The 14,705-nt window shown below is 56.4% G+C and carries 16 protein-coding genes and 1 tRNA gene; 10 read left to right on the top strand and 7 right to left on the bottom strand.

The genetic code is table 11. The annotated features are described in order from the left end of the window. Window positions 1–9: 9 nt before the first annotated feature. Window positions 10–1,995 (bottom strand): acetate--CoA ligase, encoded by a 1,986-nt coding sequence (acs, locus tag GTP46_RS19520; RefSeq protein ID WP_161008287.1) that lies wholly within the window; start codon window positions 1,993–1,995, stop codon window positions 10–12. 209 nt (window positions 1,996–2,204) lie between these two features. Here acs and GTP46_RS19525 point away from each other — a divergent pair, with 209 nt between their 5' ends. From GTP46_RS19525 to GTP46_RS19555, 7 genes are all read left to right on the top strand, one after another. Continuing rightward, window positions 2,205–2,795, top strand: coding sequence for a TIGR00645 family protein (locus GTP46_RS19525; protein WP_161008288.1), 591 nt, complete (start codon window positions 2,205–2,207; stop codon window positions 2,793–2,795). Window positions 2,796–2,810: 15 nt separating this feature from the next. Further along, the gene (locus GTP46_RS19530) at window positions 2,811–4,340 is read left to right on the top strand and encodes a fumarate hydratase (protein ID WP_161008289.1); all 1,530 of its coding nucleotides are present in this window, start codon (window positions 2,811–2,813) and stop codon (window positions 4,338–4,340) included. Next, window positions 4,340–5,164, top strand: coding sequence for a glutamate racemase (murI, locus tag GTP46_RS19535; protein WP_161008290.1), 825 nt, complete (start codon window positions 4,340–4,342; stop codon window positions 5,162–5,164). The genes GTP46_RS19530 and murI overlap by 1 nt, the downstream gene beginning before the upstream one ends. 108 nt (window positions 5,165–5,272) lie before the next feature. Next, window positions 5,273–5,348: transfer RNA gene (locus GTP46_RS19540), tRNA-His, on the top strand. 225 nt (window positions 5,349–5,573) lie between these two features. Further along, the gene (tmk, locus tag GTP46_RS19545; RefSeq protein ID WP_371869702.1) at window positions 5,574–6,140 is read left to right on the top strand and encodes a dTMP kinase; all 567 of its coding nucleotides are present in this window, start codon (window positions 5,574–5,576) and stop codon (window positions 6,138–6,140) included. Between the two features lie 113 nt (window positions 6,141–6,253). Beyond that, window positions 6,254–6,586, top strand: a complete 333-nt coding sequence (locus GTP46_RS19550; protein ID WP_161008291.1) for a hypothetical protein — start codon at window positions 6,254–6,256, stop codon at window positions 6,584–6,586. A 134-nt stretch (window positions 6,587–6,720) separates the two neighbouring features. Then, window positions 6,721–7,035, top strand: a complete 315-nt coding sequence (locus tag GTP46_RS19555) for a hypothetical protein (protein WP_161008292.1) — start codon at window positions 6,721–6,723, stop codon at window positions 7,033–7,035. On the opposite strand, the gene GTP46_RS19560 is transcribed toward GTP46_RS19555, so the two are convergent. Then, complete coding sequence (locus GTP46_RS19560; protein ID WP_161008293.1) at window positions 7,032–7,439, bottom strand: response regulator; 408 nt, start codon at window positions 7,437–7,439, stop codon at window positions 7,032–7,034. The two genes, GTP46_RS19555 and GTP46_RS19560, sit on opposite strands and share 4 nt — an antisense overlap. 184 nt (window positions 7,440–7,623) lie before the next feature. On the opposite strand from GTP46_RS19560, the gene GTP46_RS19565 reads away from it, so the two are divergent. Then, window positions 7,624–8,073 carry a hypothetical protein gene (locus GTP46_RS19565; protein ID WP_161008294.1) on the top strand — a complete coding sequence of 150 codons (450 nt, stop codon included), beginning with the start codon at window positions 7,624–7,626 and terminating at the stop codon, window positions 8,071–8,073. A 247-nt stretch (window positions 8,074–8,320) separates the two neighbouring features. On the opposite strand, the gene GTP46_RS19570 is transcribed toward GTP46_RS19565, so the two are convergent. From GTP46_RS19570 to dusA, 5 genes are all read right to left on the bottom strand, one after another. Continuing rightward, window positions 8,321–8,710: a hypothetical protein gene (locus GTP46_RS19570; RefSeq protein ID WP_161008295.1), complete on the bottom strand. Its 390-nt coding sequence runs from the start codon at window positions 8,708–8,710 to the stop codon at window positions 8,321–8,323. Window positions 8,711–8,849: 139 nt separating this feature from the next. Further along, on the bottom strand, window positions 8,850–9,197 hold the full coding sequence (locus tag GTP46_RS19575; RefSeq protein ID WP_161008296.1) for an energy transducer TonB: 348 nt from the start codon (window positions 9,195–9,197) through the stop codon (window positions 8,850–8,852). 71 nt (window positions 9,198–9,268) lie between these two features. Next, window positions 9,269–9,598 (bottom strand): energy transducer TonB, encoded by a 330-nt coding sequence (locus GTP46_RS19580; protein ID WP_161008297.1) that lies wholly within the window; start codon window positions 9,596–9,598, stop codon window positions 9,269–9,271. Window positions 9,599–9,706: 108 nt separating this feature from the next. After that, window positions 9,707–11,452 carry a methyl-accepting chemotaxis protein gene (locus GTP46_RS19585; RefSeq protein WP_202414348.1) on the bottom strand — a complete coding sequence of 582 codons (1,746 nt, stop codon included), beginning with the start codon at window positions 11,450–11,452 and terminating at the stop codon, window positions 9,707–9,709. 339 nt (window positions 11,453–11,791) lie between these two features. Beyond that, a complete protein-coding gene (gene dusA, locus GTP46_RS19590) occupies window positions 11,792–12,796 on the bottom strand; it encodes a tRNA dihydrouridine(20/20a) synthase DusA (protein WP_161008298.1) in 1,005 nt (334 codons plus the stop codon). Window positions 12,797–13,377: 581 nt separating this feature from the next. Here dusA and gloA point away from each other — a divergent pair. Together gloA and GTP46_RS19600 are read left to right on the top strand one after the other, a co-directional pair. Continuing rightward, window positions 13,378–13,812, top strand: coding sequence for a lactoylglutathione lyase (gloA, locus tag GTP46_RS19595; protein WP_229259026.1), 435 nt, complete (start codon window positions 13,378–13,380; stop codon window positions 13,810–13,812). A 30-nt stretch (window positions 13,813–13,842) separates the two neighbouring features. Next, window positions 13,843–14,553 carry a cupin domain-containing protein gene (locus tag GTP46_RS19600; protein WP_161008299.1) on the top strand — a complete coding sequence of 237 codons (711 nt, stop codon included), beginning with the start codon at window positions 13,843–13,845 and terminating at the stop codon, window positions 14,551–14,553. Window positions 14,554–14,705: the final 152 nt, after the last annotated feature.

The raw sequence follows: 14,705 nt of genomic DNA on the forward strand, positions 1-14,705 counted from the left end.
CAAAATTTATCAGGAAGCCTCTTTCAATTGCTCCAGAATCGCCGGATTCTCCAGCGTCGACACGTCCTGCGTAATCACCTCGCCCTTGGCCAGCACACGCAACAGTCGACGCATGATCTTGCCCGAACGCGTCTTCGGCAAGTTGTCGCCAAAACGGATCTCTTTCGGCTTGGCGATCGGACCAATCTCCTTGGCCACCCAGTTACGCAGCTCCAGCGCAAGCTTCTTGGCATCCTCACCGGTAGGACGCGCCTGCTTCAGCACCACAAAGGCGCAGATCGATTCACCCGTCGTATCATCCGGCTTGCCGACCACCGCCGCCTCAGCCACCAGCGGATTCGCCACCAGCGCCGACTCGATCTCCATCGTGCCCATGCGGTGGCCCGACACGTTCAACACATCATCGATACGGCCGGTGATGGTGAAGTAGCCGGTATCCTTGTTCCGAATCGCGCCATCGCCCGCCAGGTACATCTGGCCGCCCAACTCTTCCGGGAAGTAAGAAGTCTTGAAGCGATCCGGGTTATTCCAGATGGTGCGGATCATCGACGGCCAAGGACGCTTGACCACTAAAATCCCGCCCTGCCCGTTCGGCACATCATGCCCAGACTCATCCACAATCGCGGCCATGATGCCCGGCAGCGGCAAGGTACACGAGCCCGGCACCATCGGCGTTGCGCCCGGCAGCGGGGTGATCATGTGGCCACCGGTTTCGGTCTGCCAGAAGGTGTCCACGATTGGGCACTTCTCGCCGCCGACCTGGGTGTAGTACCACATCCACGCTTCCGGATTGATCGGCTCACCCACCGTGCCCAGCAAACGCAGCGACGACAGGTCGTAATTTTTCGGATGCACTTTCGGATCCACATCCGATGCCTTGATCAGCGAACGGATCGCGGTCGGCGCAGTGTAGAAGATGTTGACTTTGTGCTTGGCGATGGTCTCCCAGAACCGGCCCGCATTCGGGAAGGTCGGGATGCCTTCAAACACCACCTGCGTCGCACCAACGGCGGTTGGGCCGTAAGCGATGTAGCTGTGGCCAGTCACCCAGCCGATGTCGGCCGTGCACCAGTAGACGTCGGACGGCTTGATGTCGAACGACCACTTCATGGTCAGCGCTGCCCACAGCAGATAGCCGCCGCTCGAATGCTGCACGCCTTTCGGGGTGCCGGTCGAACCGGAGGTGTAGAGGATGAACAGCGGATGCTCGGCATCCACCCACTCCGGCTCGCACTCCGAAGACTGGCCTTCGACCAGATCATGCAGCCAAAGGTCGCGGCCCTCTTTGAAGGTAATCGCGCCACCGGTGCGTTTGTAGACGATCACGTCCTTAATGGTGTCGCAGCCGCCCAGTGCCAGCGCTTCGTCAACGATGGCTTTCAACGGCAGCTGTTTGCCGCCGCGCAGTTGTTCGTCGGCAGTGATCACGGCCACCGCTCCGGCGTCGATGATGCGCTCTTGCAGCGATTTGGCCGAGAAGCCGCCAAACACGACCGAGTGGGTCGCGCCGATACGCGCGCAAGCCTGCATCGCGGCCACGCCTTCTACCGACATCGACATGTAGATGATGACGCGGTCGCCTTTCTTGATGCCGCGAGACTTCAGGCCGTTGGCGAATTTGCAGACTTTTTCGTGCAGCTCTTTATACGACACGCGCGTGGCTTTGCCGTCGTCCGCTTCAAAGATGATGGCGGTCTTGTCGGCGTTGCCGTTCTTCAGATTGCGATCCAGGCAGTTGTACGAGACGTTCAGCTTGCCGCCTTCGAACCATTTGTAGAACGGCGCCTGGTCTTCGTTCAGGGTACGGGTGAATGGCGTTTGCCATTCGATGTGTTCTTTCGCCAGCCGCGCCCAGAAACCTTCGTAGTCGGCCGCCGCCTCTGCGCACAGTACGTTGTAGGCATCCATTCCGGATACGGCGGCTTGCGATGCGAACGCCGCCGGTGGCGCGAAGATACGGGATTCTTGTGGACCTTGGGTAGTAGTGCTGCTCATGGTGTCTCCAAATGGTGTAATTGTTTGCTATCAACCTTAATCGTGATCGCTTACTGCGCCCTTACAGCCACACACATCCCCGGCGGAGGATGGCATGCCGGACAATTTTACCAATTTTTCATGATGCCCTACCGATGCGATCGCCCGGCAGCACGTGTAAAATGTCGGCAGTCTTCCTAGTCTGCCTCATTTCAAGGAGTTGTGCCGTAATGACCGAGCCCAAACCGAAGCTGCGCCCCCTGCCCGCTTTTATTTTCATGAGCCGCTGGCTGCAGCTGCCGCTGTACCTCGGCTTGATCCTGGCGCAGTGCGTCTATGTATTCCATTTCTGGGTCGAACTCAAAGACCTGATCGGCGCTGCGCTTGGCAACGAAGCCGCGCTGCAGCACATCCTGCAAGCAGTGGCCGTCCCCGGCGCACCGCTGCCAGAGAAGCTCAATGAAACCACCATCATGCTGGTCGTGCTCGGCCTGATCGATGTGGTGATGATTTCCAACCTGCTGGTGATGGTGATCATCGGCGGTTACGAAACCTTCGTCTCGCGCATGAATCTCGAATCCCATCCAGACCAGCCTGAGTGGCTGTCGCACGTGAACGCGTCCGTGCTGAAGACCAAGCTGGCGATGGCGATCATCGGCATTTCGTCGATCCATCTGCTGAAGACTTTTATCAACGCGGCGTCGTACACGTCGCAAGTGATCACGGCGCAAACCGTGATCCATGTGGTGTTCCTGCTGTCGGCACTAGCGATCTCTTACACCGACCGCATCACCACCCAAACCCACAACGATTCCCACTAACCACGCGAGAACATCATGACCATCATAAAGCAAGAAGACCTGATCGAATCCGTCGCCGCCGCGCTGCAATACATCAGCTACTACCACCCGGCTGACTACATCGAGCACCTGGCCCGCGCCTACGAGCACGAGCAAAGCCCGGCCGCGAAAGACGCCATCGCGCAGATCCTGACCAACTCGCGCATGTGCGCCGAGGGCAAGCGTCCGATCTGCCAGGATACCGGCATCGTCAACGTCTTCCTGAAGATCGGCATGGGTGTACGCTTTGAAGGCTTCAGCGGCACCGTCACCGACGCCGTCAACGAAGGCGTGCGCCGCGCGTACAACTACGACGACAACAAGCTGCGCGCATCGATCGTCGCCGACCCGCACTTCGACCGCAAGAACACCAAGGACAACACGCCAGCCGTGGTCCACATGGAACTGGTGGAAGGCAATACCGTTGACGTGAAAGTAGCAGCCAAAGGCGGCGGCTCGGAAAACAAATCGAAGATGATCATGATGAATCCATCCGATTCGCTGATCGACTGGGTACTGAAAACCGTGCCAACCATGGGCGCCGGCTGGTGCCCGCCAGGCATGCTGGGCATCGGTATCGGCGGCACCGCCGAGAAGGCGATGCTGATGGCAAAAGAAGTGCTGATGGAAGACATCGACATGTTCGAGCTGAAGCAGCGCGGCCCGCAGAACAAGCTGGAAGAACTGCGTATCGAACTGTGCGACAAGATCAACGCACTGGGCATCGGTGCGCAAGGCCTGGGCGGTCTGACCACGGTGCTGGACGTGAAGATTCTGATGCACCCAACGCACGCTGCATCCAAGCCAGTCGCCATGATCCCGAACTGCGCCGCGACCCGCCACGGCCACTTCGTGCTGGACGGCTCTGGTCCTGCCTACATGACCCCGCCACCGCTGTCGACCTGGCCTGATGTATCGTGGGCGCCGGACACCGAGAAATCGAAACGCGTCAACCTGGACACCCTGACCAAGGAAGAAGTCGCTTCGTGGACGCCTGGCCAGACCCTGCTGTTGAACGGCAAGATGCTGACCGGCCGCGACGCCGCCCACAAGCGCATCCAGGACATGCTGGCCAAAGGCGAAGAGCTGCCAGTGGACTTCAAGAACCGCGTGATCTACTACGTCGGTCCAGTCGATCCTGTGCGTGATGAAGTGGTTGGCCCAGCAGGCCCAACCACTGCAACCCGCATGGACAAGTTCACCGACATGATGCTGGAACAAACCGGCCTGATCGCGATGATCGGTAAAGCCGAGCGCGGCCCTGCTGCGATCGAGTCGATCAAGAAGCACAAATCGGCATACCTGATGGCGGTGGGTGGTTCGGCTTACCTGGTATCGAAAGCCATCAAGCAATCGAAAGTGCTGGGCTTTGCTGACATGGGCATGGAAGCGATCTACGAGTTTGAAGTGGTCGACATGCCAGTCACCGTGGCGGTGGATTCACAAGGTACTTCGGTGCACAACACCGGTCCTGCGGAATGGAAGACCCGCATCGAGCAGCTCAACGTTCCTGTTGTGACTGCCTGATGCACAACGCCCGCTCTCCCGGTTCCCCTATCGGTGTTTTTGATTCCGGCGTGGGCGGGCTATCGGTACTGCGTCATATCCGCGCGCAGTACCCGCATGAAGACCTGATGTACTTTGCCGATTCGGGCCATGCGCCGTATGGCGACAAGACCGAGCAGTATGTAGTTGACCGCGCGCTGGCGGTAACGGAGTTCCTGCTGGCGCAAGGCATCAAGGCGCTGGTGGTGGCCTGCAATACGGCCACCGTGGCCGCTATCAAGGCGGTGCGCGCACGCCATCCCGACCTGCCTGTCGTTGGTGTAGAGCCTGGCCTGAAGCCGGCCGCTGCTGCAACGCGCAGCGGCAAGGTCGGCGTGCTGGCAACAGCACGCACACTCAAGGGCGACAAGTTCCTGCAGCTACGCGAGCAAATCAGCGCAGCCACCAAGGCCGAGTTCTTGCTGCAGCCTGCAGTGGGTCTGGTTGATGAAATCGAAAAAGGCGATCTGCACACGGCGGCCATTGCCGGGATGCTGGAGCGCTATGTGGCGCCGCTGCTTAAGCACGGCGCCGATACGCTGGTGCTCGGCTGCACCCACTACCCTTTCGTCCGCGACGGCATTGAACGTGTGCTGCACGATCACGCGCGCAGCGACGTCACGCTGATCGATACCGGCGATGCAGTAGCACGCCAGCTAGGCCGCCTGCTGGAAGCGGGCAGCTTGCTGCGTCCATCCGGCGACAGCGTGCTGCGCGGTTACACCACCGGCGATGCGAGCGCACTGGCGCAAGCGTTTGCCGATTTGCTGGGTCTACAACCGGTGGTTGAAAAGGTTGATGTTTAAGCCATCTGCAGAATCCGGAAAAAATGCTGCAATTAAATTTGCAGGAATCGGAATCGGCTTGTATAATTCTGGCTCGTTGTTCAGCACTAGTTGAATAACAAAACAGCGGTGGCTGTAGCTCAGTTGGTAGAGTCCAGGATTGTGATTCCTGTTGTCGTGGGTTCGAGCCCCATCAGCCACCCCAAGAATTCGCTGCAAGATCAAGGGGTTACAAGTTTCGGCTTGTAGCCCTTTTGATTTTTTGGAAGATGATATTCCAAATTTTGGAAGATAAGACCGTGGTGGCATTTAGCCTAATGGTCGCGCTTCCTGCCTTCTGGATTTAGAAGCGCGCACGCTATATTTTTGAAGATCGACGCCGCAGGCTTGATACTACACTCGTGTAATTAATACTTACTCTGGCATATTAATAGCAATTGATGGCATCGACGGTGCGGGGAAAACCACGCAAGTCAACCTGCTGAAAGAAGCACTAGAGGGTGCAGGTGAAACCGTCGTTGTGTCGAAAGAACCAACGGATGGCGAATGGGGGCAAAAGCTCCGAGATTCCGCGTTAGTTGGTCGACTCCCACGTGATGAAGAACTGGAACTTTTCATCCGTGGCCGTCAGGATCATCTCAATAAAAAAATCATTCCAGCCCTGGAAGCTGGGCACGTTGTTATTCTGGATCGCTACTTCTACTCGACTATCGCCTACCAGGGCATTTTGGTCGAAAATTACGAGTCGATTGTGGGACACATCCGCGCTAATGTAATCGAACCAGACGCAGCATTCTGGCTTGACCTTCATGCTGATTTGGCCGTCAGTCGTGTCACTGCGCGGGGTGGAAAACCAAATCTATTTGAGCGCCAAGAAGATCTCGCCAAGGCCAGTGAAATCTTCCGCGCAATTGCGGCAGCCGATAGCGCACTCCGTAAGGTTGATGCCACTATGTCGCCACCGCTCCCCCCTCGCATTAGCTTAAGAGTTAAATGAAAAGCCCAGTCTATGACTGGGCTTCTTGCGTTTCAGCCGAATCTTTTGATGCATCTCCACTTTCGCGGCTGCGATACCAGCTACGCTCACTCAATAACAGCACGGAGACCATCATGACTCACAAGAGCTTGCTTGACGAGGAACCAAACCAGCCGGATGATGACTCCTCCATTCCTGAAAAACAGCCCGCGATCATGAACGAACTCTCCACTGCGGTCGAGGTCATCAAATCCAACTATGCCACAAAGGAGGAGTTGGCCATCATCAGCGGCAAACTGGACGTCATCAGCAGCAACCAGCAGGCATTTCAATCTCACGCCATCCAGACGTTTGCCACCAAAGCAGAACTCTCCAACGCGGTCTACCAGCTCACGTGGAGGATGGCTGGCTTTACCGCCCTGTTACTGAGCGCCGGCTTTGCGTTTGCCCGTTATTTTCACGCTTGAGCGACACACGTCTGAGCTACCTCCAATACAGGCTAGATTGAAGAGCTACGCTGCTTTCAATATGGAGAGAGGAGGCTGACATGCGCCCCGTGAGCTTGCTTGACAATCAATCGGATCAGCCGAAGGATCACACTATGGCTACCACCACCGACACCAATGACGCAGCACTTAATGACCTTATACTGACTGTGAAGGTTATTCAATCCAATTACGCCACAAAAGAAGAGCTTGCCATTCTGAGCGGGAAAATAGACGCCATGCCAAGGCAAATCGAACTCAACCTTAAAACGTACATTGACCAAGCCTTCAAGGCTCAGACCGAGATGATGTATAAGGTTTTCGCCACCAAGGCAGAGTTGGCCAACACACTCAACCAGCAGACTTGGCGCATGGCGGCATTTGGCAGCCTGCTGATCAGTGCTGGCTTTGCGTTTGCGCGCTATCTTTAAGCGCGCGCGGCGGCACGCTGGGTTTTGATTTGGGTAGCGATTTTATCCAGCGTGTCGATCACGGTCCCGGGATTGAAGGGTTTGACGATGTAGCCTTTGGCGCCGTTACGCAGCGACTGCTCAACCGTGGTGCGGTCGGTACTGGCAGTCACCATCAGCACGGCGGCTTTCGGCTGCTTTCCACGTATCCAGTTCAGCAAGGTCAGTCCATCGCCATCAGGCATCACCACATCGAGGCAGATGATGTCGGCGCGTATCGAGCGCAGCCGCAATTGCGCTGACTCCGCCGTGCCTGCATCTCCCACAACGTCGTATTTGTCGCTCTGGATAATCACGCGCAGCAACCCGCGCGTCATCTCGTTATCGTCAATGATAAAAACGCGGAGTCCCTGGTGTTCTGACATGCGATCCTCCCGAGGCTAGCATTACATCAACTATAGCTTAGTGCTCACACCTATGCACACCGTTACAACTTTTTGTACCGGCATATTGCCCACTGGAACTAGGTTAACGCTACAATGACTAGTCATTTGCATTCCCATGCAAACCCGCATCGCCTCTGCTTATCCCCTGAATCTGCATAAGTCTATGTCACAAGAAAAATCTATTTCCGAAGTCAGCACATACAGCAAAGATACGCCGATTGGCCGCCCAGATACCGATGGTCGCGCCGCTGTGTTTGTTCCCTCCCCCACTTTTGATACCGGTAACAACGCCAATATCCGGCTGGGCGCGGGCATTGTCGGCTTCGGCAATCCGGATGGCACGCTGACCGTGTATTTCGAGAGTAATCGCTTCGACGAGAGCAGCCTGCACAAGTGGGAAAACAAGGCCCGCAAGGCCTATGACCGCATGGTAGCCGGCGCACCGACTGTTTCCAAGGCCAAGATCAACGCCAGCATGCTGGAACAGGTCGGCATCATAGACGGCATGGGCATCCACCTCAAGCAGCCGGAAGCGCTGGAACAATGGCTGCAACGCGCCAACGCGCTGGACACCGGCCCAGCGGGTCCGATCACGCTGTGGAAAACCAAGTAAAGTTGGTAAAAAGATAGAGACGGGCAATTGTCCTACATGGCGTCGGACATTTGGCTGATGCCTGCAACACCACCCCTGGACTATGCTGGAACCATCTCCAGTCCAATAACTCCAGGAGCCCGTCATGGCACGCTATCTACACATCGCATTTGGCGCACTGCTCATCACTCTGGCAGGCGCATCCGCTTATGAACTATGTTCAGAAAATGTTCTGAACCAAGCTTCGATCTACGTACTGCGCTGAGGATCAGCGGTGACGGTAGTAACCGCGTCCGCCCCAACGGCTACCGCAGCACCAGCGGCCAAACGAAAAATCTAAACCAATCGACACCGGCGGATAGTAATAAGCCGGCGCTGGTGCGTAGTACACCGGCGCTGGCGCGTAGTAGACCGGCTGGCTGACGTAAGTGGTGGTATAAGCTGGCTGCGTGCTGTACGTCACACGCGATGGCTGGGCCGGCAATTCCTCGGTCCAGGTACCCGACTGCGTTTGCGAGCCTGCTGGCATCACCTCAACTGTATGCCATTGATAGGGATCCTGCGCGCGCGCAGGCGCGGCAGCGTAGTAGCCTTGGCGCTGGGTCGCGCAGCCGGTTAGCGCCGCCAGCGCGGCGACTGCAATAATGATAGTTTTCATGGCGGTTCTCCTCATTCCAGATCGTACTATATAAGGAAGCGCGACACCGTTCGCCTGCCATTACAGTTTATTACACTCGCAATATAGGCGAAAAAAAAGGAACCCGAAGGTTCCTTTTTTTGATGGGGCAAATGCCGGATTAGTCCAGTTTCCAGGCGTAGTCAACCTTGGTCCAGGTTTCCGCCGGGGCGCCGTCTTTGGTGCCCGGCTTGAACTTGCAGGCGCTCAGAGCCTTGATGGCAGCCTTGTCCAGATTCTTGAAGCCGCTGCTTTTATCAACTTTGGAATCAGCGACGCTGCCGTCCGGCTTCACTAGGAAGGACATCGATACAGTACCCTGCTCTTCATTCATCAGGGATGCTTTCGGGTATTCAGCCTTGCAGTTTTTTGCATCGAAACTGGCAGGAACTTCAGCGGCAAAAACTGCCGGTGCGCTCGACACGAGCACTGCTGCAACCACACTCAACCAACGCTTATTTGTAGACATCTGATTTCCCCAAAGTGTAAGTATCTATCCGGCATGCAGGCCGTGTCTCAGCACGGCCTGTTTAAGACTAATTACAGTTTCCAGCTATAGTCGACCTTGGTCCAGGTCTGGGCTACGGAGCCATCCTTGGTACCCGGCTTGAATTTGCAAGCGCTCAGGGCTTTCAGGGCAGCTTTGTCCAGGTTCTTGAAACCACTCGACTTTTCCACTTTGGACTCAACGACGTTGCCGTCAGCGCCGACCAGGAAGGCCATGGTCACGTCGCCTTGCTCTTCATTCATCAGCGAGGCTTTTGGATATTCTGCTTTGCAGTTTTTGTCGTTCAGCGAGGCAGGCACTTCACCGGCGAAGGCGGTCGAAGCAACGGACAGGATGACGGCGGCGAATACAGACTTGTTCATAATGCGATTTCCCAATAGATTGTTATTAACAACTGGTTAAACGAACTCCACAGCGGGCCATGGGTCCACAAAGGCGGACGGCAGACTGCGGCAAATTAAAAGAACTGATTAAAACTCTTCCCACTCATCGCTGCCGGCGGTTGCCGCGGCGACTTTCTTCGGTTTGGCTGCCGATGCAGGCGCTGGCTTGGCAGCCAGTTTCTTCACCGGAGCGCGGACTGCAGCGATCGGCTTGACCACGGCGGCCTTGGTGGCGAATGCTGGCGCAGCAATCACCGCGCGCTCTTCACCTTCGACCAGCTTGAAGATGCTGACCACGCGAGACAACTCGCCAGCCTGGTCTTGCAAGCTTTGTGCTGCGGCGGCGGCCTCTTCCACCAGCGCGGCATTCTGTTGGGTCATGCTGTCCATCTCGATGATGGACTGGTTGACCTGGGCGATACCAGCGCTCTGTTCCTGGCTGGCGTTCGCGATTTCACTCATGATGTCGGTGACGCGGCGGACCGAAGATACAACCTCGTCCATCGTCACACCAGCCTGGCCGACCAGCTTGGTGCCGGCGCCGACTTTTTCGACCGAGTCATCGATCAGCATCTTGATTTCTTTGGCAGCACCCGCCGAACGCTGGGCCAGGTTACGCACTTCCGACGCCACCACGGCGAAGCCGCGGCCTTGTTCGCCGGCACGGGCTGCTTCAACTGCAGCGTTCAGCGCCAGGATGTTGGTCTGGAAGGCGATGCCATCGATCACGCCGATGATGTCCACAATCTTCTTGGCCGATGCGTCGATCGAACTCATGGTGTCAACCACTTGCGACACCACTTGGCCACCCTTAACTGCCACATCCGATGCAGCCGATGCCAGCTGGTTAGCTTCACGGGCGTTGTCAGCGTTTTGCTTCACGGTCGAGGTCAGCTCATCCATGGCCGACGCGGTTTTTTCCAGCGACGACGCTTGCATTTCGGTACGCGACGACAGGTCGACGTTACCAGCAGCGATTTCACGCGAGGCGGTGCCGATGGTTTCGGTACCGGTGCGCACCTGGCTGACGATGTCGCGCAGGCTGTTGCGCATTTCACGCATTTCGAACACCAGGCTGTCCTTGTCGGCGCCCGAGGTATCGATCGAGATCGACAGGTCGCCGTTAGCGATGCTGCCAGCGATCGACGAGGTGTAGTCAGGCTCGCCGCCCAGCTGTTTCAGCAGGCCGCGGGTGATGACGTAAGCAGCCGCTACCGAGATCGCCACAGCCAGCAGGCCCATGATGATCATGAAGGTACGGGCGCTGGAGAAGCCAGCAGCAGCGTCAACCTGCATCTGCGCATTCATCTTGTCTTCCAGACCACCCAGCTGTTCCAGCGCGGCGACCCATTTTTTCTGGGCTGGACGGATTTCCTTGACCAGCACGCGGGTCGCTTCTTCCGGCTTGGCGGCCAGCCACAGTTCCGACGCCTTGGCGATGGCAGGCATGGCCAGCGCTTCGCTTTCCTTCACGGTTGCCAGCAGCGCTTTTTCTTCAGCGGTGGCTTCTTTCGCGAATTGCGCGGTCAGCTTGTTCTGGAAGTCGGCGTACTTGCCCGACAGTTCCTTGATGCGGTTCATATCGGCTTCCATGTCGGCCGGATCGGCGATCATGGTCAGTACGCGCAGCGAGTTGATGCGCTCGCCGACGTTGTTACGCATATCCAGCACCAGGCGGGATACCACGTTGTTCACATTGATGACGTGATCCAGACGGTCCTGGATTTGCGCCATGCGCAGGATACCCACGGCAGTCACAGCCACCAGAAACACCAGCACCAGGGCGAAACCGAGGCCCAGGCGAGTACCGACTTTCATTTTTGCTAAATTCATTTCGTCTTCTTCTTTAGTGACACTGTTGATGAAGTTGCCCTGGATGGCGCGTCTTTTGGGCCTACCATCCAAACAAAACCCTTGCTGCTAAGTAATAAGCTATGACAGTAGCAAACAATGACTGCGAATGCAAAAATTTGCAGCTCCACCAGCAGCCAGCATGTAGTTTTTTAGGACCGCAATACACCACGAAAAGACGGTGGATATGTGTGTATATTCAGGAATTATAGATGCAAATTTTGCCTCACAGCAAGCAATTACTGCCTGAAAATTGCGCAAACGAACTTTCTGCGTGGAAATTTAACCACACCCGTTGAAAGTTTAGTAAAAGCAGATTTTCTACGCAGTAATACGCAGGCGGGCTGCGGCTTCCAGCAGCAAATTGGCGTCGCCGAGGGCGAGCTTTTTGGAATCCGACAGGGTTTGGCGGAATGCACGGGCGCCGGGCAGGCCGGTCATGATGCCCAGCATGTGGCGGGTGATGGAATTGAGCTTCAAACCGAGCGGGCCGTACTGGTCCAACTGGGCTTGAATGTAGGGAATCATGGCTTCCAGCACCTGTTCGCGGGTCTTCGGCTCCGTGGTGTCGCCGTAGTAGCGCTGGTCGAAATTGGCCATCACGAACGGGTTGTGGTAGGCCTCGCGGCCCAGCATCGCGCCGTCCAGGTGCTTCAGGTGCTCATCGATCTCGGCTTCGGTCTTGATGCCGCCGTTGATAATGATTTCGAAGTCAGGGAAATCGCGCTTCAGCTGGTAAGCATATTCATACTTGAGCGGCGGGATTTCGCGGTTCTCTTTCGGCGACAGGCCTTTGAGAATGGCGTTACGGGCATGCACGATGAAGGTGGTGCAGCCGGCCTCGGCCACTTTGCCAACGAAGTCACGCACGAAGTCATAGCTTTGCTCATCATCGATGCCGATGCGGTGCTTGACGGTGACATCGATCGAGACCGCGTCGCGCATGGCTTTGACGCAGTCGGCCACCAGCTGCGGTTCGGCCATCAGGCAGGCGCCGAAAGCGCCCTTCTGCACGCGCTCGGACGGGCAACCGCAGTTCAGGTTGATCTCGTCGTAACCCCACTTCTCGCCCAGCTTGGCGCTGGTGGCAAGGTCGGCCGGATCGCTGCCGCCTAGTTGCAAGGCCACCGGATGCTCCTCCTCATTGAAACGCAAGTGGCGCTCGACATCGCCGTAGACCAGCGCGCCGGTGGTTACCATCTCCGTGTACAGCCAGGTGTGCTTGCTGATATGGCGATGGAACGTGCGGCAATGGCGGTCCGACCAATCCATCATCGGCGCAACACTTAATAAGCGCTTGTTTTTACTATGTTTTTTTTCGTTCATTTTGACTCTATGCAGCTATAAGTGGGCGTGAGGTTATTTATCAAGCAAGGGCAAGGGTGATAACGTTTACGCAACTCGAGCGCCACAATTTGGGGGCAAATAAGCAAGAGCGGAATTTATCAGTCTGCTGCGGCCCAGTCGTACCGCGATAGCGGGTTGAAGCGACGCGAGGTAGCCATGCGGGCCAAGCACGGTGCGGCAGATGAACTCCCAGCCCATCCAGCCCACCACAGCGTGGGCGATGCCCGGATGACCACGGCCAAGAGTGTAACATGGGCTGGCTTGCATGACATCTGGTGTCTCGGCGAATCCGGGTGCCGTGTTGTGTAACACGCCTCTAACGCTTGCCTGGCATCACGCCAAAACTTTTTCTCAGTAGCGCCCAAACAAAATTATAACGATCGTTATTTTTCATTGACATAGCTTTCAGCGGGGCTTATAGTCCGCTTAAATAACGATCGTTATTTAACGGTGATAGCACTTAATACATGGTTCACCAACAGGTCTCATGCAACTTGCCAAGCGCGGAGTTGATGATTTTTTAATATTGTAGTTGCTTATGCTGTATTGGCGAGGAGGGGATGATGAAGGCGATTCCGCAAGCCTGTTTGTCAGGCGCACATTTGGTGTACTCGATGCTGAGGGTCAGCGATCTGGAGCAATCCCTGGATTTCTATTGCGGCAAGTTGGGCATGACCCTGTTACGCAGGGAAGAGTATCCCACTGGCGCTTTCACCCTGGCATTTGTCGGTTATGGCCCATCGCCGGCCAGCACGATAGAGCTTACTCATAACTGGGATGGACGCAAGTATCAGCATGGTACAGGTTTTGGACACCTGGCAATTGGCGTTGATGACCTCAAGGCTAGTTGTGACGCACTGGCAGCGGTGGGCGTCAGGATACTTCGTGCGCCCGGACCGATGTTGCATCTGGCGGAGGAAAGTGAGCGGCACGAACACATCGCATTTATCGCCGATCCTGACGGCTATCGCGTTGAATTGGTTCAAAACCGCTAGCGTATTTTTTTATTTAAAAAGGAATTAGACATGAAATTTTTACCTACCCCTATTGCGGCAGCTCTGCTGGCCGCTATTTTCTCTCACGCCAGCGCCGCTGATGTCGGCCGCAAGGTGCTGATGTCGGAATCGTTCGAACCTCGCGCTTTAGGCCGCCTGGACATCGGTGACTTCCATTTTGTGCCCGGACAATTAGCTCCATTGCACACGCACGCCGCGCCAGCGTTTGGCTATGTATCGAAGGGGCAAATCGTGTATCAGGTAGCAGGACGCGAACCTCAGCTGTTAAAAGAGGGGGATGTATTTTACGAACCTGTCGGTCCTGAAATCGTTCATTTCGACAACGCCTCCAGCACCGAAGAAGCCATCTTCACTGATTTAAATGTCCTGCGTAAAGGCGACCCGTTCATCGTATTTTCCAAGCCGCTGACAGAGAAAATTGATCGCCGCACATTCCCATCGGAGCTGGTGGACGGCAGGACAGTCAATCATATGGATGTGATCGAGCTTACGTTGGACGCCGGTGCCCGCCTTTCCCCGCCGGCATCGAGCGACGTGGTCACGATGTATGTTGCCAAGGGAACGGCCAGCGTTGAGGTTAAGGGGGAGGCGCCAGTGTTGTACAGCGCAGGCCAGACCTTCTTCGCGCCCAAGCCAGCAGCAGGCTCGGCGGTTACAAATGGATCGGGCAGCGAGCGGGTGATCCTGCTGGCGTTTGAATTGAAAAACAAGGCCCGCTAATCATCCACCGAGGCATTGCTAAGCGCCCGTTACTATATACAGACCTTGATCCTCAAGGTTTTGGCCAGCCAAGTTCGGCATGATTGTTGCCCCCAGTCGCCCATGATCCGGGGGGTGTTGTCACCGAACTTGGTGGGTGGCTGGTGATCGCT

Source organism: Duganella flavida (assembly GCF_009857445.1).
Classification (GTDB): domain Bacteria; phylum Pseudomonadota; class Gammaproteobacteria; order Burkholderiales; family Burkholderiaceae_D; genus Rugamonas; species Rugamonas flavida.